The following is a 20,290-nucleotide window of genomic DNA, read 5'->3' on the forward strand; positions in this document are numbered from 1 at the left end:
TTGTTTTAGCGATAGACTATTCCGCCGTCTGTTAAAATAGATTGACCCGTAATATAGTCCGAATCTTCACTTGCCAGAAAAGCAACTAATGCGGCTACATCGTCTGGTGTTTGAGCTCTACCTAAAGCAATGCCTTCCACATATTTTTTATAAGTTTCACCGATTGCTGCACCGGTAATTTCAGCAAAACGTTTATCGATTTCAACCCACATGTCAGTTCCGACAATTCCAGGGCAATATCCATTTACCGTAATACCGTGACTGGCATATTCTTTTGCCGCAGCTTGGGTAAGTGCACGTACTGCAAATTTGGTTGCCGAGTAAATACCGAGTAAAGCAAACCCATCATGGCCTGCAATTGAGCAGGCATTAATGATTTTACCTTTATGTTGGCGTTGCTTAAATTTTGCAGCAGCGGCCTGTATTCCCCACAGCACTCCACCAATATTGATATCAACAATTTTTTGAAATTCATCCGGTGTGATATCAGCAATCGCTTGAACTTGTGCAATTCCAGCGTTATTAATCATGACATCAAACCCGCCAAGTGTCTGCTCAGCATGATTTATAGCAGCATACACTTGCTCGCGGTCACTTGCATTAGCAATAAATGTGCTCACATTTACACCTAAAGCCTGAATTTCCTGCTGCACATCGTTCAGTCGATCTTGTTTCATATCAACTAATGCAATATGTGCTCCTTCTTGCGCCAAGCGCAGGGCAATCCCACGGCCAATGCCTTGAGCTGCCCCAGTCACTAAAACGACTTTATTTTTTAATCCCTTAACCATGTTCAACTCCTGTAAATGTAGAATTTCTACATATGAATCGCTCGTTGCATTGAGGCCAAAATGGACTCATGCATGGCTTCTGATAAGGTTGGATGTGGGAAAATCACTTGAGCTAAACTTTCATCAGTTGCTTCTAGATATTTGGCAATCGCAAAGCCTTGAATATGTTCGGTCACTTCATGACCCACCATATGTGCACCAAGTAATTCACCCGTTTCTGCATGTATCACCGTTTTAACGAAACCTGACGCATCTCCAATTGCTAAAGCTTTACCATTTGCAGTTAAAGAAAACTTACCGATTCGTATAGGTAGATTCTTAGCTTTTGCTGCATTTTCCGTTAAACCAATACTCGCTACTTGTGGATGAGTAAAAATACAACCCGGAATCTGGCTACGATCGAGTGAATGCACATTAGCTACACCAGCAATTTTCTCAACACATATCATGGCTTCATGGCTTGCTTTATGCGCAAGACATGGTGCTCCAGCCACATCACCAATGGCATAAAGCCCTACTACATTGGTTTTACAATAGTCATCAATTGCCACAAAACCTTGTGGATTGAGTTCTACACCTAAACGTTCTATTCCTAGCCCCGTGGTATTAGGCTGTACACCAATTGCCGAAAGCACGCGATCAAAAACAAGCGTTTGAACATCATTTGCCGTTTCAACCACACAGTGGACTTGCTCATTTTCAATCTGAATACTTTGAACGACAGCATCGGTTAAGACTTTCATACCTTTTTGTTCAAATTGTTTTCTGACAAATTGGGCAACTTCCGCATCTTCAGTTGGTAAAATCTGCTTGGCTAAATCAATTAATGTCACCTGACAACCCAAATCTTGATAAAGGCTAGCAAACTCACTACCAATTGCACCTGAACCTACAACCAGTAAACTTTTCGGTAACTGCTCTGGAACAAGCGCTTCTTTATAGCTCCAGACATATGTTCCATCGACAGGAAGCTGAGGAACATGTCGAGCTTTAGCTCCAGTTGCCAAAATGATATGTGGTGCACTCAAATCCTGACTGTTACCTTGAGCATCTGTCACTTCAAGTTTTTCTTTTGCCGTAAGCTGAGCACGACCATTAAAAACCGTCACCAGATTCTTTTTCAGTAAGTAATCGATGCCTTGTACTAACTGAGCTGACACTTGTCGGCTATGCTGCACAAGCTTTTGAATATCAAAATCGAGTTGAGATACTTGAAAACCAAACTGTCCGGCATGTTTAAACTGGTTTGCAAGCTCTGCCCCTGCAAGCAAAGCTTTAGTTGGAATACAGCCCCAATTTAGACAAATTCCGCCTAAATGTTGCTCTTCTACAATTGCGGTTTTTAACCCGAGCTGGGCTGCACGAATTGCAGCCACATACCCACCCGGTCCCGCGCCAATCACAATTAAATCAAATTGAGCTTCTGACATGCGGGTTCTCCTACACCAAAATTAAAGCAGGGTTTTCAACAAACTGCTTAAAGCTGGCCAAGAATTTCGCCCCAACTGCGCCATCAATAACTCGGTGATCGCAAGACAACGTCGCTGTGACAATCTCACGAACCACTATATTGCCATTTTCAACAACAGCGCGAGATTCAGAAGCGCCTAATGCCATAATTGCACCTTGCGGTGGATTAATAATGGCATCGAACTGTTTAATGCCTAACATTCCTAAATTTGAAATGCTAAAGCTACCGCCCTGAAACTCGTCAGGTTGTAACTTGCCCGTCTTAGCACGCGTTGCCAAATCACGCATGTCATCGGAAATCTGTGCTAAAGACTTCTGATTTGCTGCTTTTACAATTGGTGTAATTAAACCGTTTGGAATCGCTACGGCCACCGAAATATCCGCTTGAGAGAACTGTAAAATTGATTGAGTCGCCTCATCAAATTGAACGTTTACCTCAGGTACTTTAATCAGTGCCGCCGCCGCTGCCTTAATTAGCATGTCATTAATAGAAAGTTTCACTTGTGGAACAGTCTCATTAATCTGCTTACGTAGTTTTTGCAAAGCCTCTACGTTAAGATCGATCACTAAGCGGAAATGCGGTGCGTTACGTTTTGCAGCCTGTAACCGTGAAGCAATTGCTTTCCGCATCCCATTCATCGCCACAGTCGTAACGGTTGATTGTGGTTGAGCAGCACATTGAGCAGATTGTTCATTTACCGAGGTTGGATTATTACGGTAATAAACCGCTTCAACATCTTCTTTACAGACACGGCCACGAGTACCTGAAACACGGCAGTCATTTAGATTAATGCCCCAGTGTTTTGCCAAACGACGTGCCACAGGTGTCGCTAAAACTTGGCTATCATCGGCTGTAGATTTAACCACTTTAGCTTGAATTTGCTGCTTAACATCAGGCCATTGACCACCAGCAGCTTGTACAGCCTTCTGGATGTCTTGAACACTAATACGTCCTTCACGACCAGAACCAGTGACTTTTGCCAAGTTTACATTGTGCTTTTCTGCAAGCTTTAACGCATGCGGTGTTGCAAACAAATCATCAGGCGTTTGATAGCCTTGTAATGACTCTGGTACAGCGTAGTCACCTTTAGCTACCTTTATAGGAACTGGAGCACTAGCTGTTGAAGTCTGTGGCTGTTCTGCTTTTTCAGTAACAGGTGCAGATGTTTCTGCTTTACTTTGCTCCGAAGGTGCTTCATGGGCTTTAGCAGCTGAACCACCTAATGACGCAATAAACTTTTCAATTTCTGCATCAGAAACTTGGCTTTCAGCACATACAGCAATAAGACCACCAACAGGTAAAGTATCACCATCTTTCGCTAAAATTTTACGGAGCGTTCCAGCAAAAGGTGCTTCCAATACATTAACAATTTTTGTGGTTTCAATTTCACAAATTTCATCGCCCTTATTAAAGCTATCACCCTCTTTAATCAACCATTGGGCGATCGTGCCTTCTTCCATAGATAATCCCCATTTCGGGATCTCCAGCGTTTTAATTTCGCTCATCCTAAGCCTCCAATGTTTTTCGCACAGCTTGCTCAATACGCTCTACACTTGGAATCCATTCTTTTTCTAAAACTGGAGAGAATGGAACAGGCGTATGTGGTGGCGTTACGAGTTCAACAGGTGCTTTCAAATAGTGGAAACCTTTTTGAGCAATCAGTGCAGCCACATCATGACCAAAACCACAGCGTGCTGCTGATTCATCCACAATGACCACGCGTCCAGTTGATGCAACAGACTCTAAAATTCCTTCTTCATCAAGAGGTGAAATCGTACGAGGGTCTACCACTTCAACCGAAATACCATCTTTTGCCAATTTGTCTGCCACCTCATTGGCGCGGTGTACCATCAGGCCTAAAGCAATAATGGTCACGTCTGTGCCTTCGCGGGTGTAATTTGCTACACCAAAAGGAATGGTATAGGCATCATCTGGAACTTCACCTTTAATGTCATATAGCATTTTATGTTCGCAGAACACCACAGGGTCATCATCACGAATAGCCTGAATTAACAGCCCTTTCACATCATATGGGCTAGATGGAACCACAACTTTTAAGCCTGGAACCGCGGCAAATACGTTATATGGTGACTGAGAATGCTGAGCTGCCGCAGAAAAACCTGCGCCAATCATGCCACGTACAACCATGGGTGCTTTTGCTTTTCCGCCAAACATATAACGGAATTTAGCGGCTTGGTTATAGAGCATGTCATGACACACGCCATAGAAGTCCATAAACATTAAATCAGCAACAGGACGTAAACCTGTTGCAGCCGCACCGGCGGCCATACCGATAATTGCAGACTCGGTAATTGGTGTATCAATCACACGTTCCGAACCAAACTCTGTCCATAAACCTTTGGTTACGCCGAGTACACCACCGAAACCTTCCAACTGGTTGTCTTCAGTGTTCTTACCGCCGTGCCCACCGCGAACATCTTCACCAACAACAAATACAGTTGGGTCACGACGCATTTCTGATTCAATGGCTTCTTTAATTGCATTACGAAAACTTTTATTTGGCATCTTTACTATTCCTTTAGTAAGAGACATAGACGTCAGTAAGGAGTTGTTCTGGTTTTGGGTATGCCGCAGCACGGGCTTTAGCAACGGCATCATCAACATTTGCCTTTGAAGCTGCATCAATCTCGTCTAGTTTGGCTTCATCAATTTTGCCTTTGACTTTCTCACGGAAAATTTTCAAAGGATCTTTATTTTCTTTAATGAACTCGACTTCTTCTTTAGAACGAATCAAGCCAGGGTCACCTTCGAAGTGGCCATAAAAACGGTTTGTAATGGTTTCAATCACGCTTGGACCTTCACCACGGCGCGCGCGTTCAATGGCAGTTTGAGCAGCTTCATAGACGGCAAAGAAATCAGTACCGTCAACTTTAACTGCCGGTAAACCGAACCCTGCTGCACGGCCAGCAATGTCTTTGCTTCCTACTGCATAATCATGACCAGTACCTTCGCCAAAACCGTTATTTTCAAAAACGAAAATGACTGGAAGTTTAAGCACAACAGCCATATTCATCGCTTCAAAGGTAAGGCCTTGGTTTGAGCCACCATCACCTGTAAAAGACAGTCCGACACCACCAGTCTTTAAGGTTTTCGCTGTCAACGCCGCACCAATGGCTAAAGGAGGTCCACCACCCACAATCCCGTTGGCACCGAGCATACCTTTATCTAAATCGGCAATATGCATAGAACCGCCTTTTCCACGGCATAGTCCGTCATCTTTACCGAAAATTTCCAGCATCATGGCGTGAATGTCACAGCCTTTTGCAATACAGTGTCCATGTCCACGGTGTGTTGAAGTGATATAGTCTTTGTCGGTTAAGTTTTCGCAAATCCCGACTGCTACAGCTTCTTCACCACTATATAAGTGAATAAAACCTGGAATATCACCATTGGTATTTTCTTCGTGAAGTCGATCCTCAAATTCACGAATATCACGCATGCGTTTATATGCTGCGAGTAATTGCTCTTCCGTTAATTGCATATCCTTTTCCTTTATTATCTTGATTATTAAAAATCAACCAAGTTTCAGCGAGAGTTATATATTTCGCTATAAATAATAAAGCTCAATTTAATTTAATATGCTATTAGACTAAAAATTTTTAAATGATTTTTATGGATATAATTTTTTATTTTTCAAAAACTTGTAAAGCAAAAATAAAATAAAAAAAATTTTAATATATTTCATTGGCTTGTGAAACAAACCTTTAACCAACCTTTATTAATTTATAATATTAGCTGTGTACTACGCTCATTAATAAACTCCATATCCTTTATTTAAATTATAAGGATTTTTATTATATAGAGTCTAGTTAAAAGTTATTTAATATAAAATGGAATTTTATATATGGACTTAAAAAGGCAAATAGAAACTGGTATTAAATTAAGAGGAGCGGATAAAGTTGCTCGCATTCCGATTAAAATTTTACCTACAGAAGAGTTACCGACTAAACCTGACTGGATTAGAGCCAAAATAACCGATTTTGAAGAAATTAACCGCATAAAAAATTTGCTACGCCAACAGAAGTTACACAGTGTTTGCGAAGAAGCGGCGTGTCCAAATTTACCGGAATGTTTTGGTGGAGGTACGGCAACATTTATGATTATGGGCGATATCTGCACTCGTCGCTGCCCATTTTGTGATGTCGCTCATGGTCGTCCAAAACCGCTAGATGAAGATGAACCTAAGCATCTGGCAGAAACAGTCGCAAATCTAAACTTAAAGTATGTCGTGATTACCTCTGTAGACCGCGATGATCTACATGATGGCGGCGCTGCACATTTTGTAAAGTGTATTGAAGAAATTAGAAAACGTTGTCCAGAAACATTGATTGAGATTTTAGTACCAGATTTTCGCGGTCGTTTAGAGACAGCGCTTTCGACTTTGAGCTTATCGCCTCCAGATGTGTTTAATCATAATATTGAGACCGTTCCTCGTTTATATAAAGCGATGCGCCCCGGTTCAGATTATCAACATTCGCTTGAGTTACTTAAACGCTTTAAAGCATATTGTCCCGATATCAAAACCAAGTCTGGCCTGATGGTTGGATTAGGAGAAATAGAGGCTGAAGTGCTTGCCCTACTCAACGATTTAAAAGACTATCAAGTCGATCTTGTCACGATTGGTCAATATCTTCAGCCTTCAAAATCACATGCGCCTATTCATCGGTTTGTAAATTTACAAGAATTTGAACGATATACTCGACACGGTAAGCGATTAGGTTTTAATAGTATTTGGAGTGCACCTATGGTTCGTTCTAGCTATTTTGCTGATCGACAATATTTCGGAGAAGAAGTGCCAAAGCCTTTCAGCCGACAAGATGTCTTATCTTAATGATTAGGCAATTAACAAAACTTATCCAATAGGATAATGGTCAAGACTTATAAAATTATTTAAGGTAAGGAGATAACTAGGAAATAGTCACAATAAGAAAGTTATAGATGTTGAGCGGCTACGGATACGCCATTTCAATGATAAAGGAATTTCGATATGGATATGTCAGAACAATTATCATCGCCTTTAATAGATACTACCCCGTCCTTATTTCGGCCGGAATTCTCATCTCATTCTAAACAATTAGGAAAAAAACCATCACTTGACCTTGAGGCAGCACCTTTGTTTGATCTGGGTGAGGAATGGGAACATTCATTATTTGGTCGTTCGATTCATGAATGCCACCGTAACTTGATGCATATTGCCGAAGATGCCGATATGGCCATTGGTGTGACTGATCCTCATGGTACTCTACTTTGGACATGGAGTAGTCATCCTATGCGCTCATCGGCAGAGCAAGTACACTTTGTCGAAGGTGGACAATGGTCTACACAGGCAGTAGGTCAAAATGCCATTGGTCTAGCATTAAATACACATTCTGCAAGCTGTGTTTACTCTCACGAAAACCAAATGAATAGTGTCAGAGACTGGGTCTGTTATGCAGCACCGATTACCGATGCGAATACAGGTCAGTTTTATGGAATTATGAATTTATCGACCAAATATCAAAAACATAATTCACTTGGAGTTTTAGCAGTAGAGCGTTGTGCTGACATTGTTAAACAAGCAATTCAGCTTCATCAAAAAAATATCTTATATATTAAAGCCTTCGGTACTCCTAAAGTTCAATATAACCAACACAGCCTTACATTAACTCAACGTCAAATTGAGATTCTATGTATTTTAACTCTTTGTCCGGAAGGGATTAATCTTGAAGAACTTCACTATGCTTTATATGGTGATCGGCCTGTAAGTACCACCACTTTAAAAGCAGAACTTTCTCAACTCAGAAACTTAATACCCGACGTTATCGAGTCACGACCATATAGACTTAACTGCGAAATTCAATGTGATTTTTTAATGGCCGAACAAGCATTAAACCTAGGCTTCACATCAACTACGCTTACACTCTATAGAGGAAGTTTCTTAGCTAAATCAGAAAGTCCTTTTTTATGTGCATGGAGAGATTGTTTTGACGCTCGTTTGAGTCATGTGATTTATCAAATTGAAGATATTGATCAATTATTACGTGTAGTCAGTCGTGTACCAGACCGTGTAGATGCTGTGGAACGTTTACTTGAATTATTACCCGAAGAAACACCTTATCGAACTAAACTCTTAAAGTTGCTCGAATAAAATAAAAGGGAGAATATCCATACGATATTCTCCCTTTTTAAGGCTAGATCAAGCAGAGGCTTGAAGCTGTATCCTATAGCAGTCGTCCAAAGCTAATTCATAATATCGCAGCCCTTCTTCAGCAGCATGAAATGCTTTTTGCTGCCAGTCAGGACGATCATTGCATAAGCGTTTAATCAACTCCATAGCTTCATATGGATGAAGATCATCGTAATGTGCATGAGCGCGCAACCAAGCTAAAGAACGTTTATCAATCGTTACTTCAGGATGATCTGTATAAGTATGAATCCCTTTATACACTTGAATAGACCAATCTCCAGTTGCCCATTCAATTGCCAAATTTGTTGCAGCCAGACATTCTGCCAAATTGCCTCGATGACTCATATTCCATAGAAAATGGTTTACCGCGTTCATAGCAGCTGGTGGACGTACGCGATCAAGTTCTTCAACTGTTAAACCAAAACCTCCAGCCCAATCGCGATACCATTTTAAGTGTCGCTCTTCTACCTTAATATTTTGGATTAACCAATCTCGCGCTTCGGTAACTCCCGGTTCAGAAAATCCTGTCGCTTTCCCCAACGCTCCAGCCATATATGATGGAAAATGGGCGACTAATGGATAGAAATTAAGTAGAGCATAACGAAAACTATCTAGGCTCAATCCCCCATTGGCCATTTCCGTAAAAAACGGATGTTTACTCACCCGTTCTTTAGCTGGTAACAGGTCATCCCAGAACCGTTGTGACCATCCACTATGCGGCGTAATTTCTAAATTCATTCCATATTGATTTAGAGCAGTCATTGCTAATTTTCCTATTTATATGACAGCAATCATCTGTGTTTCACGCTATAAGTCTATCCGAAAATGATAAAGATACAATCGGTAATAGACCATTTGTAACTTTTTTCGACGGATTGCGGCTCTTTAGATAATTGTTGCGCTAATCATTGAAATGTCGTGATTTTTATCACACTTAACATAGATAAAAATCATTACTTTTTTAAAAAATCTGTATTATTATTTTGAATAAACCACACATTATATAATCAATATTTTTAGATGGAACTTTACTTAAAATAAGTCTCATTTTATGACAACTTCCAATATAGAGAGCATTAATTATGAAGTTGCAGGGTTCCAATATATTGGGACAGGAACAAATAGATTTATTAACCACACGAGGATTAAACTTCGTATGGTTTCCAAAGCAGCTTGAAACGATTTATCGTTTTCAATATCAAAATGGCGCTGCCTATGAGTTCCGCTATAGAGCACCTATTATTTTAATATTATATATATTTTTAAGCTTTGGTATATATCAAGTTTTACCAAGTGAGCAAGTTTTATCCTGGTTTAGCTATTATTCTTGGGTAGGTGTAATTGTTCTTATCGCTTGGATTTTATCATTTATTAAAAAATTAAATCAGTATTTTGATTATTATGTAGGAATTGGCTCGGCTTTAGCGGTAGCAATTACTTTTATTTTAATTAATGTTATTGAGAATGGACAAGATAATGTTCTTTTTCATGCTGCGATGATGTATGCAATCGTTATTATTTATGGTGCAGTAGGTATGCGCTTCTATACCGCCATATTTGCTGGATGGACCGGAGGGCTAGTTGGAATTTTAGTAAGCAACCACTTAAATGGTGTGATCGACTGGACCTTTTTGAACCGAACTTATACCTTCAGTAGCTTTTTGGGAATGACTCTTGCCTATGCAACTGACCGTCAACATCGAGAAAACTACTTACAAAACTGTATGATTGAGCTAAACCGCATTGAACTTATGCAACAAGCGCAGCAGTTATCATTACTTTCGCAGCAAGATGCACTTACTGGTTTAGCCAATCGACGTTATCTAGATGAAACCTTGGATAATGAATGGCGCCGTGCATTACGACATGAAACTCCACTCACTATTATGATGGTCGATATCGATTATTTTAAAGCATACAATGACACGCTAGGGCATCTCAAAGGTGATGAATGTTTGAAAGAAATCTCAATCGCTATTTCTTCCATTGCTGCTCGTAGTGGAGATTTAGTTGCTCGTTATGGTGGTGAAGAGTTCTTACTACTATTTCCAATGACAAATTCTCAGCAAGCTTTGATACAAGTCGAACGTTTAATGAGTGCGATTAATAAAATTGCAATTAAACATCCATGTAGTGATGTTTCACCACATGTCACTATTAGTGTAGGAGTCGCGACCACAATTCCACGTCTAAACGATTCTATTTCTGCTTTTGTTGCACGAGCTGACCATGCATTATATAAAGCAAAAACCAATGGACGTAATCAATATAAGATTGCTTTAAATGAAGAACAAATTGTAGATCTGACGTAGAAAGTCAGACCGTTATTCAAAATGATTTTTGAATAAGTATGATCTTTTATAGCTTCCCTTTTCAAATTAAAATGTCTAGAAATAATCAATTAGCTTTTCCAATTCGCTGGAAAAGCTAACATGTAATTTAAATCTAGTATAGATCCAAAATTTCTTAAATTTAGTCCTAAAATATCCTACTAAAAATAAGTCATATAAACCATATGGTAAATTTATATCATTTATATGTGTAAAATATTTTAAATATTGACCTTTTAAATGAGTATTCAACTACTCTAATTTAAAAATACGCCAGTTCATTAAATTTTTTAATTTTAACTTATTCCAGAGTTTATTGATAAAATTAAGCAATAAACTTTGCTGTATTCTTTGTGGTACAACAGGAATAGTCTCACTTGAAAATGGCAGTATTGAAACAATGTTTTCATGTATCGTTTCATAGTTTGGATAAGCTTCTTTTTTAATAATTTCTATAATTTTATGTATTTCATCTACAGATAAGTTTAAAAACTTCTTAATCTCTTGAACTGTTTTTGATTCAATAGATAATAAAGCACAAACTCTAGTTACATTAACGATTTGTTCGTCATGAATGTTCTTGAAATTTGGATAACAAACCAGTTTATATGAAATTTTTGTTTCCAAAGAATCTTTGTTAGTTATATTTTTATTATTTGTTATACGCTCTTGATGAGTCTTTTGAAAATATTCGTTGTTTTCTATTTCTTTTAAAATACTTAAAAGTTCTGGATAGCGTATTGGTCTTTTCAGCCTATATTGGTAGCCTCTTAAAAGTTCGGGATTATTACTTAATACGATTTTAATTTTTTTAGGAAGAAGAATATTGGTATAACCACTATCTAAATCAATAATATGTATATCTGGATTATCATCATTATACACCCAGTTTTCAGATAACTGAGATGACAAAGACAAGTCATGAATAACTTTTATCATTGCCCGTAAATTTTTAGGCAATAGCTTATCCTTTGACATACAGCCAATTCTATATGTGCATTGATTCATTGATATTTCCCCAATTTCAATGATGACTTAGAAGATTTGTTACTTAAAATAATAAAATGTAAATATGTAATAGATTAAAATAGAAGCAATTCATTAAAATTACCTTCTATAAATAAATATAGATATCAGATGTACTAAGTAAATTAATAAAACATTAATTTCTAAAGTCAAAAGATAAATATATTCAAAAATAAATCGCCGGTATTATATTTATATAAAGATTATAAGACAAGAAAATAATTTAAAATTTAATAAAGCCGAATGTTATAAAAAATTAAAGCCCCCAAGTTTAAGTTAAATATGGAGGCTTAATTTACTATAGTCAAAATTATAACTATGGTTCAATTGGTGCAAACGGTGGAACAACATCTGCATTTTGTGCACGATGGCGTAGGAAGTGATCCATTAGGACAATAGCCAACATTGCTTCTGCAATTGGAGTTGCTCGTACACCTACACATGGGTCATGACGACCTTTAGTTAACACATCCGTATCTTCACGACTTAAATTAATCGTTTTACCTGGTGTTGTAATACTTGCAGTAGGTTTTAATGCAATGGCAACTCGAATCGTCTGACCACTCGAAATACCGCCTAAAATACCCCCTGCATGGTTCGCTAAGAAGCCTTTACTCGTCAACTCATCACGTGTTTCATGACCAAATTGCCCAGCAACTGCGAACCCATCACCGATTTCTACACCTTTTACCGCATTAATACTCATCATGGCATGAGCAATGTCAGCATCTAGGCGGTCAAAAACAGGTTCACCCCAGCCTACAGGAACTTTTTCAGCTAAAATTTCTAGCTTAGCCCCGCAGCTTGTACCTTGTTCACGTAAAGACGTAACTAATGCTTCAAAACGAAGAACAGCATCTACATCGCCACAGAAAAACGGATTATTTGGAACTTCATTCCAATCCAGTTTTTCGGCAACTTCATTACCAATTTGTGTGACGTGACCGCGAATCAATACACCAAATTTTTCTGCTAAATATTTTTTAGCAATAGCACCCGCTGCAACACGCATCGCAGTTTCACGTGCACTCGAACGACCGCCACCACGGTAATCACGGAAACCATACTTTTGTGTATAGGTGTAGTCCGCATGACCCGGTCTAAAAGTCTGAGCAATATTGCCGTAATCTTTCGATTTTTGGTCAGTATTACGAATGAGTAAACCAATTGGCGTACCAGTAGTTTTACCTTCAAACACACCAGAAATAATTTCAACCTGATCAGGTTCTTTGCGCTGAGTCGCAAATTTTGATGTACCCGGCTTACGGCGGTCCAGATCTTTTTGTAGATCTTCTTCGGTTAACTCAAGACCAGGTGGCACGCCATCAACAATTGCCATTAAGCCAACGCCATGAGACTCACCACATGTCGTTACACGAAAGAGTTGTCCAATACTGTTCCCTGCCATATGTACAACTCCTTATGCTTGTTGCTGTTCAAATAGTTTTCTATAACGACGACATTGTTCTGCGGTTAAAGCAAAAATGCCAGAACCACCTTTTTGGAAAGTAAGCCAGTTGAAATCAATAGTATTGAAGTTTTGGCGCATAGCCCATTCAGAATTACCCACTTCAATGACAATTAAACCATCTTCAGTTAAATAATCTGCTGCTTGAGCAAGCATTTTACGCACGAGGTCTAAACCATCTTGGCCTGCTGCCAATGCAAGCTCAGGTTCGTGTAAAAACTCTTCCGGTAAGTCAGCCATATCTTCGGCATCAACATACGGAGGGTTACTTACAATTAAATCGTACTGGTTTTCAGCTGGAATCTTGGCAAATAGGTCTGATTCAAGTAACGCAACTTGATATTGCTTATTGTGGTGTTCAACATTAATCGATGCTACTTCTAAGGCTTCTTTAGAGATGTCCGTTGCATCCACTTCCGCATCTGGGTAAGCATAAGCCAAAGCTACAGCAATACAACCAGAACCTGTACACATATCTAAAATACGCTGTGGAGTTTTAGGTTTTGCATTTTCTGGCAGGTTGTTAAGTGCTTCACGCATTTGACCATTTTCATCTAAGCAATATGGTGCAAAACGTTGCTCAATTAACTCTGCAATTGGTGAACGAGGAATAAGTACACGCTCATCGACATAAAATGGCTTATTAAAGAAGTAAGCTAAATTTAATAAATAAGATGTGGGAATACGGTCATTAATACGACGTTCTAACAAACTTAAGAATTCTGCTTTTTCACTTGGCAAAAGCTTAGCATCTAGAATTTCTGCGTCTGCTGACCATTCAAGAGATAAGGTTTGTAAAACTAATGCAGAACTTTCTGCAAAATAATCTTCAGTACCTTGTCCTAAATGTGCATCATGTTGACGTAATGCTGATACCCCAAAGCGAATAAAATCTCGAATTGTAGATAAATTTTCAGCAGCTTCCTGTAAATGTTCAGGGCTAATCGTCGGTCGCTCCACTTAGGCGTCTCCAAAGGCAAATTTTGCAAAGTGACTATTCTACTGAGTGAGACAAAGCAACGCAACGCTTTGCCTTGTGAAGCAGTGTTTTACACACCTATCTCTAACAATCACAGCTTAAAATCAGAATACTTTGTTTTAATTAAGAAATAATGAACTTTTAACAAAGGATAGATTTCGTCTATGAAATAAAAAAGCGGTCTTTAAATATTGACCGCTTTTTGTGTTTAGTTGGTTTAAAGCTTAAGTTTTTCTGCCACATAATCCGAATCTTTGTCTCCACGACCAGAAAGATTAACCACAATCATGGTTTCTTTCGACAGCTTTGGTGCTTCTCGTATTGCCCATGCGACAGCGTGTGAGCTTTCAAGCGCAGGAACAATTCCTTCTACACGAGATAAGGTCATAAAAGCATCTAAACATTCTTGGTCAGTTGCAGTGCTATATTCCACACGGCCTAAATCTTTTAAGAAACTATGCTGTGGCCCAACACCAGGATAGTCCAATCCTGAAGCAATAGAATGCACGGGTAACGGTTCACCAGCTTCATTTTCAAGCACGTAACACGCCATACCATGAATTTGACTTGGTTTACCTAAGGTTAAAGTTGCCGAATGCATGTGAGTTTCTAAACCATGTCCTGCTGGTTCAACCCCAACCAATTTCACATCCGAATCATTTAGAAATGCTGTAAAGGCACCGATTGCATTTGAACCGCCACCAACACATGCGACAACATAATCTGGGTTTTTACCAAAACGATGATGCGTCTGCTCTTTAATTTCATTACCAATAATCGATTGAAAATCTCGAACCATTTTTGGAAATGGATGTGGTCCAACCACAGAACCAATTGCATAAATAAAGTTTTTAGGGTCTTTTAAATATTCTTCAAAAGCGCTATCAACTGCATCTTTTAAGGTTGCTGTACCACGTGTTACTGAAACTAAATGAGCACCCAAAATTTTCATTTTGACCACATTAGGGTGTTCTTTTTCAATATCTACTTGACCCATGTGAATTTCACATGGAATACCAACTAAAGCACAAGCCGTTGCTAAAGCAACGCCATGCTGTCCCGCACCAGTCTCGGCAATGACTTTCTCTTTGCCCATATATTTGGCAAGTAGAGCCTCACCTAAACAGTGATTAATTTTATGGGCACCCGTGTGATTTAAGTCTTCACGTTTTAAATAAATTTGTGCACCGCCTAACTGCTCAGAAAGACGTTTTGCGTGAAATAAAGGACTTGGACGACCTACATAATTTGAAAAGAGGTCCGATAATTCATTTTGAAATTCTGGTGTATGTCGAATTTCTTCATAAGCAACATTAATTTCATCCATTGCTTCTTTTAAATGCGGAGGAATAAATTGGCCTCCATATTCACCAAAAAATCCCTGTTCATTTGGCAAAGCAATACCATTAATTTGATGTTGCATATCATCCCTCTTTTTAAATTATTAAAGTTATCAAGTTTATCGAGAAAGGTAGCGTGTTAAGTCCTCAATGCCTTTTAAGGTCATTGGATACATATGGTTTTCAAAAATCTCTTTAATCCAACCAATGGTTTGAGTGTAATGCCAATACCCTTCAGTTTCAGGGTTTAACCATGCTGTTTTATCAAAATGTTGACGTAGGCGACGTAACCAAACCTCACCTGTTTCATCATTCATATATTCAACCGAGCCACCTACCGATTTCAGCTCATACGGTGCCATACTGGCATCACCCACCACAATTACACGATAGTCGCGTCCGTAAGTATGGAACAGATCCCATGTATTGATGCGGGTTGCTGTTCTTCGGTAGTTATCTTTCCAAACATAGTCATAAAGACAGTTATGGAAATAAAAGTATTCAAGCGTTTTGAATTCGGTTTTAGCTGCGCTGAAAAGCTTTTCACATTGGGCAATGTGTGCATCCATCGAACCACCCACATCAAACAACATGAGTACTTTGATTCGATTGCGACGCTCTGGCACCATCTGAACATCCAAGATACCTTGTTTGGCTGTTTCTCGAATAGTTCCATCAACGTCTAACTCTTCAGCTGCGCCTTGGCGAGCAAATTTGCGTAAACGTCGTAACGCAATTTGCATCTGACGAGTTCCAAGAACTTGGTCATCATCTAGATTTTGGTATTTCCGCTGTTCCCAGACTTTAACCGCCGAACGTTTACGCCCCGGCCCACCAATTCTGACGCCTTCTGGATGGTCACCAAAAGTTCCAAAAGGTGAAGTTCCACCTGTGCCAACCATACGGTTACCACCTTGGTGTTTCTTATGCTGTTCGCGTAAACGCTCTTCTAGCATTTTCATCAGTTCTTCTAAAGAACCTGCTTTTTGAAGTTCAGCTCTTTGCTCTGGTGTTAAATGCTTTTCGAGAAGTTCTAAATCGAACCAGTCTTTTGGTAATTTATGAACTTGCTTAAGCAACTCATCGATATCAAAAGTTTCAATGCCATCAAAATAATCTTTCATGGCACGATCAAACTTATCAAAAAATCGCTCATCTTTAACTAAAATAGTTTTAGCAAGCTGATAGAACTCTTCTTGGTCAGCAAAAACCAAACCTTCACTCACCGCACGGTTTAGATCAATGAGTTCACGAGTGGTAACTGGAACACCATATTTACGTAAGGTGTAAAATAACCGCACAAACATGGGTTACTCCCTCCCTTAACGTCGAGACATGAAAGCCAAGCGTTCGAGAAGTTGTACATCTTGCTCGTTTTTGATGAGAGCACCATATAAAGGTGGAATAGCTTTAGAGGTATCTCGATTACGTAATACATCTTCAGGCATATCATCTGCCATGAGTAAGCTTAACCAATCAATTAACTCAGAGGTTGATGGTGGTTTCTTTAAATTAGGAATTTCACGTAGTTTAAAGAAAACCTGTAAAGCTTCGTTTACTAGTGTTGCAGAGATATTTGGGAAATGAACCGCAATGATTTCTCGCATTGTGGCTTCATCTGGAAACTCAATATAGTGGAAGAAGCAACGACGCAAGAATGCATCCGGTAATTCTTTTTCATTATTTGAAGTAATAATTACAATTGGGCGTTGCGTTGCCGTAATTGTTTCACTCGTTTCATAAACATAAAAAGACATTTTATCGAGTTCATGCAACAAGTCATTTGGAAACTCGATATCGGCCTTATCAATTTCATCAATTAATAATACGCAACGCTCTTCACTGGTGAAAGCTTCCCACAATTTACCGGGTTTAATGTAGTTCTTAATATCGTAAACTCGGTCATCACCTAACTGGCTGTCTCTTAAACGAGAAACTGCATCATATTCATACAACCCTTGCTGCGCTTTAGTTGTAGATTTGATATGCCAAGTAATCAGTTTTAAACCTAAACTTTCGGCTACTTGTTCAGCAAGTAAAGTTTTACCCGTGCCCGGTTCACCCTTAATCAGTAAAGGCTTTTGCAAAGCACGAGCTGCTTTTACAGCAAGCTTAAGACTATCAGTCGCGATATATTGATCTGTACCGGTAAAATGTTGGGTATCAGCAGACATGTAAAGACCTTATTTTTCTATTTCAATGGTTAGATGGAACGCATGCTTTTGTTTGTTGAATATTTTGACCAACAATATCCAATTACCAAACCGAGACCAACTACAAACAGAATTAAAGATAAATTTGACCAAATCAACGGACTATCTTTAGTTAAAACACCAAAAAGGAGTCCAAAAATAGCAGGTGCTACAGATGCATTCGGTCCTTCAGACACTGTTGGTGTAACTAAAATAGCAAATACAATCAGCCAGCTAATTGCACCAAAGGTGGTAGGAAGACGGCGCATTAATCGCCACCAACACCACAAAGCAATAATAGCGCCTATTCCATAAGCTGTTAAAGCAATAACACCTTCAGGAATAACATCCAAAAAAGAGAATAATTGATTCATTATTCCAGTTTGATCTTCACGCACCACGTAAGCCCTCTGGTTCAACTGCATTCGGGTTAATTAACCCTTCTGGCGGCATCTGAATAAAGAAACCTTTTGTTTGTAATGAGTCTAAAACATGTAAAACATTAACACGCGCCAATTTACGTGTTGGAGCCAACTCTAAATGCATGACAAACGTTGCACGACCAAACGCTTGTAAAACAGCTTCAGGAACATTTTCAAACGGATCAGCTTGTTCCGTATTGTCAGGATAGTTTGGACGAGCAATATACATGTACATTTCATCTTTTTTGCTCGATCTATAAATATCACAGTGCATTTCAAATCAACTCTTGAACTAAGGACAGCATACATGAAAAAAAACGACACACACACGTAGGTTTGTTTACGCATCAGTCGTTTTTTTAATTCTTGAGAAATATTAACCTACAACATTGATTAAGGTCGATAATAACTTTGTTCCAAACAGGTGTTAGCTTTTGTAAAAACAATATAAGTTTCTGATTTTAAATATTAAAATTCAAAATCTATTTTATTAAAATAAAACCAGTTTTAGGACTTTTAAAAAAGTATTCATCATCAAATACTTGATAATAGTAGTCTTGCAAGATTTATACTTAAGCTATCAAAAATAATAAATTTCTTTTTCACCTATTTAAGAATACACACTTGAGTAAAACTTTTAACTACTTCACTACACATCATCAGACGTTAATTAACTCATTTAATAGCGAGATATGTTTCAATAATAAGCATGTTGTTCATAGATATGGAGGATGAAATTATGCCTCGTGGTGATAAAACTGCTTATACAGCAAAGCAAAAACGTCAGGCCAAACATATTGTTGAGAGTGAAGTAGATAGAGGCCATTCTCAAGAAGAAGCCGAACGAATTGCATGGTCTACCGTCAACAAACAAGATGGTGGCGGCAAGAAAAAGTCCCATTAATATATAAAAAGAAATACTTCTTTAGCCCAAACTAAAGAAGTATTTCTTATTTAATAACGTGTTAATTTTTTTTAGAAGACGCGAGAGCTTTTTATATAATCATCGCTTACTTGGTTTAAGGCACTCAAAATAGCGCTATCATCTTGACTTAATAGAGCCTCATTAAGACTTTCCATATAAGCGATGAGTTGGGTTTTAGAAGTATGGGCAAATTCGGTCGTTACAGCTTCATCTTCATATAAGATTACGTAACTACGTGCGAAACCGTAGATTAGGTAAACTGCTGCTTTTTCTTTTGTATCTTGAGATTCTTTAAGAGACTGCTCACACGCATTTTTTAAGTCTTTAAATGCATCTGTACCAGTAGATTGATTTTTGAAAGAGAAAAGTATTGTTTGGAAGTTCATATCCATATTCCACTTAAAAAGTAAAGCTACAGAAGAAGATAGAACCTGTCAAATAAAATCCTGATTAATATAAATTTAATTGTAAATAAATTTATATTTAACTTCATTTAAATCACGGAAAAACATACAGTAAAAAACCACTCTTTTTTAAGAGTGGTTTAGTTAAAACAATCATTCATTAGAAGCTTATTTCAAGTGTGATTGTGGTACCAGAGTGCTCAATATCAGTTGAGATATTAAAACCTCTGCTTCTAAGCTCCTCTTCAACCAGTGTAAGATGATCAGGGCTTATAGCATCAACAGGAAACCAGAAAGTTGCTTTTCGTTTCCCCTCCTTAGATTCAGACTCAGTACCAGTTAAAATTTTTTCCAATATGACGTCTTGATTTATTTTAAAGTTTTTAGCGTTTTGACGAGCTTGTTCAGCATTAAAGTTGTTAAGCATACTTATCTCTCTAATTATTAATTTATCTAATTTTATATCATAAAAAGGCTATATAAGTTTGAGTGTTGTGTAGTTGTGTCTAAACAACTTACGGATTCATTTAGATAACGTCTGTAGATTTTTAAATTTAAAAAAAATTAAGACATTTCAACTAAGCTATATCACTAAAAAATAAAAAAGCCTACCCAATTGGGTAGGCTTTTTATTTCTGTACCGAAACAAACTTATAGTTATATATTATATAAATTGAAGTTGTTTTTCTTAAATCCAAGAATATACAGACCTGTATGTTTAATCAATTGAATTTTTCTCACTATTGAAGTTAATT

At 38.2% G+C, this 20,290-nt stretch carries 20 protein-coding genes; 4 read left to right on the forward strand and 16 right to left on the reverse strand.

Annotated elements, in window-relative coordinates; translation table 11 throughout:
* Positions 1 to 5: 5 nt before the first annotated feature.
* Genes budC through acoA form a run of 5 tightly spaced genes read right to left on the reverse strand, consistent with a single transcriptional unit; the run spans position 6 to position 5,764 of the window.
* Positions 6 to 791 (reverse strand): acetoin reductase, encoded by a 786-nt coding sequence (budC, locus tag MKX14_RS04910; protein ID WP_240281923.1) that lies wholly within the window; start codon positions 789 to 791, stop codon positions 6 to 8.
* 26 nt (positions 792 to 817) lie between these two features.
* Positions 818 to 2,221, reverse strand: a complete 1,404-nt coding sequence (gene lpdA, locus MKX14_RS04915) for a dihydrolipoyl dehydrogenase (RefSeq protein WP_108010474.1) — start codon at positions 2,219 to 2,221, stop codon at positions 818 to 820.
* 10 nt (positions 2,222 to 2,231) lie between these two features.
* The gene (gene acoC, locus MKX14_RS04920; protein WP_240281924.1) at positions 2,232 to 3,767 is read right to left on the reverse strand and encodes a 2-oxo acid dehydrogenase subunit E2; all 1,536 of its coding nucleotides are present in this window, start codon (positions 3,765 to 3,767) and stop codon (positions 2,232 to 2,234) included.
* A gap of 1 nt (position 3,768) precedes the next feature.
* Positions 3,769 to 4,788, reverse strand: a complete 1,020-nt coding sequence (gene acoB / locus MKX14_RS04925; RefSeq protein WP_077163966.1) for an alpha-ketoacid dehydrogenase subunit beta — start codon at positions 4,786 to 4,788, stop codon at positions 3,769 to 3,771.
* A 13-nt stretch (positions 4,789 to 4,801) separates the two neighbouring features.
* Positions 4,802 to 5,764 (reverse strand): thiamine pyrophosphate-dependent dehydrogenase E1 component subunit alpha, encoded by a 963-nt coding sequence (acoA, locus tag MKX14_RS04930; protein WP_001177517.1) that lies wholly within the window; start codon positions 5,762 to 5,764, stop codon positions 4,802 to 4,804.
* Positions 5,765 to 6,127: 363 nt separating this feature from the next.
* Between acoA and lipA the strand changes: the two genes are divergently transcribed.
* Positions 6,128 to 7,114: a lipoyl synthase gene (lipA, locus tag MKX14_RS04935; RefSeq protein WP_240281925.1), complete on the forward strand. Its 987-nt coding sequence runs from the start codon at positions 6,128 to 6,130 to the stop codon at positions 7,112 to 7,114.
* Positions 7,115 to 7,270: 156 nt separating this feature from the next.
* Positions 7,271 to 8,410 carry a transcriptional regulator gene (locus MKX14_RS04940; protein ID WP_133480406.1) on the forward strand — a complete coding sequence of 380 codons (1,140 nt, stop codon included), beginning with the start codon at positions 7,271 to 7,273 and terminating at the stop codon, positions 8,408 to 8,410.
* Between the two features lie 48 nt (positions 8,411 to 8,458).
* On the opposite strand, the gene MKX14_RS04945 is transcribed toward MKX14_RS04940, so the two are convergent.
* Positions 8,459 to 9,211 (reverse strand): TenA family transcriptional regulator, encoded by a 753-nt coding sequence (locus MKX14_RS04945; RefSeq protein ID WP_044103210.1) that lies wholly within the window; start codon positions 9,209 to 9,211, stop codon positions 8,459 to 8,461.
* A 320-nt stretch (positions 9,212 to 9,531) separates the two neighbouring features.
* Between MKX14_RS04945 and MKX14_RS04950 the strand changes: the two genes are divergently transcribed.
* On the forward strand, positions 9,532 to 10,761 hold the full coding sequence (locus tag MKX14_RS04950) for a GGDEF domain-containing protein (protein ID WP_108010470.1): 1,230 nt from the start codon (positions 9,532 to 9,534) through the stop codon (positions 10,759 to 10,761).
* A 270-nt stretch (positions 10,762 to 11,031) separates the two neighbouring features.
* On the opposite strand, the gene MKX14_RS04955 is transcribed toward MKX14_RS04950, so the two are convergent.
* From MKX14_RS04955 to MKX14_RS04990, 8 genes are all read right to left on the reverse strand, one after another.
* Entirely contained in the window at positions 11,032 to 11,787 is a 756-nt protein-coding gene (locus MKX14_RS04955) for a hypothetical protein (protein ID WP_108010468.1), read from the reverse strand.
* 334 nt (positions 11,788 to 12,121) lie between these two features.
* The gene (aroC, locus tag MKX14_RS04960) at positions 12,122 to 13,213 is read right to left on the reverse strand and encodes a chorismate synthase (RefSeq protein ID WP_240281926.1); all 1,092 of its coding nucleotides are present in this window, start codon (positions 13,211 to 13,213) and stop codon (positions 12,122 to 12,124) included.
* A 12-nt stretch (positions 13,214 to 13,225) separates the two neighbouring features.
* Positions 13,226 to 14,233 (reverse strand): 50S ribosomal protein L3 N(5)-glutamine methyltransferase, encoded by a 1,008-nt coding sequence (gene prmB, locus MKX14_RS04965; protein WP_016141110.1) that lies wholly within the window; start codon positions 14,231 to 14,233, stop codon positions 13,226 to 13,228.
* A gap of 236 nt (positions 14,234 to 14,469) precedes the next feature.
* Positions 14,470 to 15,675 (reverse strand): tryptophan synthase subunit beta, encoded by a 1,206-nt coding sequence (trpB, locus tag MKX14_RS04970; protein ID WP_069123227.1) that lies wholly within the window; start codon positions 15,673 to 15,675, stop codon positions 14,470 to 14,472.
* Positions 15,676 to 15,711: 36 nt separating this feature from the next.
* Positions 15,712 to 16,899 (reverse strand): vWA domain-containing protein, encoded by a 1,188-nt coding sequence (locus MKX14_RS04975; RefSeq protein ID WP_240281927.1) that lies wholly within the window; start codon positions 16,897 to 16,899, stop codon positions 15,712 to 15,714.
* Positions 16,900 to 16,914: 15 nt separating this feature from the next.
* Positions 16,915 to 17,766: an AAA family ATPase gene (locus MKX14_RS04980; RefSeq protein ID WP_174750052.1), complete on the reverse strand. Its 852-nt coding sequence runs from the start codon at positions 17,764 to 17,766 to the stop codon at positions 16,915 to 16,917.
* Between the two features lie 29 nt (positions 17,767 to 17,795).
* Complete coding sequence (locus tag MKX14_RS04985; protein ID WP_002113949.1) at positions 17,796 to 18,182, reverse strand: hypothetical protein; 387 nt, start codon at positions 18,180 to 18,182, stop codon at positions 17,796 to 17,798.
* Positions 18,175 to 18,480, reverse strand: coding sequence for a YcgL domain-containing protein (locus MKX14_RS04990; protein WP_005069366.1), 306 nt, complete (start codon positions 18,478 to 18,480; stop codon positions 18,175 to 18,177). The genes MKX14_RS04985 and MKX14_RS04990 overlap by 8 nt, the downstream gene beginning before the upstream one ends.
* Before the next feature lie 465 nt (positions 18,481 to 18,945).
* Here MKX14_RS04990 and MKX14_RS04995 point away from each other — a divergent pair, with 465 nt between their 5' ends.
* The gene (locus MKX14_RS04995; RefSeq protein ID WP_002113596.1) at positions 18,946 to 19,110 is read left to right on the forward strand and encodes a hypothetical protein; all 165 of its coding nucleotides are present in this window, start codon (positions 18,946 to 18,948) and stop codon (positions 19,108 to 19,110) included.
* Positions 19,111 to 19,181: 71 nt separating this feature from the next.
* Here MKX14_RS04995 and MKX14_RS05000 read toward each other — a convergent pair whose 3' ends face one another.
* Entirely contained in the window at positions 19,182 to 19,517 is a 336-nt protein-coding gene (locus MKX14_RS05000; RefSeq protein WP_240281928.1) for a hypothetical protein, read from the reverse strand.
* 178 nt (positions 19,518 to 19,695) lie between these two features.
* Complete coding sequence (locus MKX14_RS05005; protein WP_108010464.1) at positions 19,696 to 19,962, reverse strand: hypothetical protein; 267 nt, start codon at positions 19,960 to 19,962, stop codon at positions 19,696 to 19,698.
* Positions 19,963 to 20,290 lie beyond the last annotated feature (328 nt).

This window comes from Acinetobacter pittii (assembly GCF_022449185.1).
GTDB lineage: Bacteria > Pseudomonadota > Gammaproteobacteria > Pseudomonadales > Moraxellaceae > Acinetobacter > Acinetobacter pittii_I.

Excerpts from the sequence above, each read along its gene's own strand:
- budC (WP_240281923.1), bottom strand. The coding sequence starts at position 791 with ATGGTTAAGGGATTAAAAAATAAAGTCGTTTTAGTGACTGGGGCAGCT.
- lpdA (WP_108010474.1), bottom strand. The coding sequence starts at position 2,221 with ATGTCAGAAGCTCAATTTGATTTAATTGTGATTGGCGCGGGACCGGGT.
- acoC (WP_240281924.1), bottom strand. The coding sequence starts at position 3,767 with ATGAGCGAAATTAAAACGCTGGAGATCCCGAAATGGGGATTATCTATG.
- acoB (WP_077163966.1), bottom strand. The coding sequence starts at position 4,788 with ATGCCAAATAAAAGTTTTCGTAATGCAATTAAAGAAGCCATTGAATCA.
- acoA (WP_001177517.1), bottom strand. The coding sequence starts at position 5,764 with ATGCAATTAACGGAAGAGCAATTACTCGCAGCATATAAACGCATGCGT.
- lipA (WP_240281925.1), top strand. The coding sequence starts at position 6,128 with ATGGACTTAAAAAGGCAAATAGAAACTGGTATTAAATTAAGAGGAGCG.
- MKX14_RS04940 (WP_133480406.1), top strand. The coding sequence starts at position 7,271 with ATGGATATGTCAGAACAATTATCATCGCCTTTAATAGATACTACCCCG.
- MKX14_RS04945 (WP_044103210.1), bottom strand. The coding sequence starts at position 9,211 with ATGACTGCTCTAAATCAATATGGAATGAATTTAGAAATTACGCCGCAT.
- MKX14_RS04950 (WP_108010470.1), top strand. The coding sequence starts at position 9,532 with ATGAAGTTGCAGGGTTCCAATATATTGGGACAGGAACAAATAGATTTA.
- MKX14_RS04955 (WP_108010468.1), bottom strand. The coding sequence starts at position 11,787 with ATGAATCAATGCACATATAGAATTGGCTGTATGTCAAAGGATAAGCTA.
- aroC (WP_240281926.1), bottom strand. The coding sequence starts at position 13,213 with ATGGCAGGGAACAGTATTGGACAACTCTTTCGTGTAACGACATGTGGT.
- trpB (WP_069123227.1), bottom strand. The coding sequence starts at position 15,675 with ATGCAACATCAAATTAATGGTATTGCTTTGCCAAATGAACAGGGATTT.
- MKX14_RS04975 (WP_240281927.1), bottom strand. The coding sequence starts at position 16,899 with ATGTTTGTGCGGTTATTTTACACCTTACGTAAATATGGTGTTCCAGTT.
- MKX14_RS04980 (WP_174750052.1), bottom strand. The coding sequence starts at position 17,766 with ATGTCTGCTGATACCCAACATTTTACCGGTACAGATCAATATATCGCG.
- MKX14_RS04990 (WP_005069366.1), bottom strand. The coding sequence starts at position 18,480 with ATGCACTGTGATATTTATAGATCGAGCAAAAAAGATGAAATGTACATG.
- MKX14_RS04995 (WP_002113596.1), top strand. The coding sequence starts at position 18,946 with ATGCCTCGTGGTGATAAAACTGCTTATACAGCAAAGCAAAAACGTCAG.
- MKX14_RS05000 (WP_240281928.1), bottom strand. The coding sequence starts at position 19,517 with ATGAACTTCCAAACAATACTTTTCTCTTTCAAAAATCAATCTACTGGT.
- MKX14_RS05005 (WP_108010464.1), bottom strand. The coding sequence starts at position 19,962 with ATGCTTAACAACTTTAATGCTGAACAAGCTCGTCAAAACGCTAAAAAC.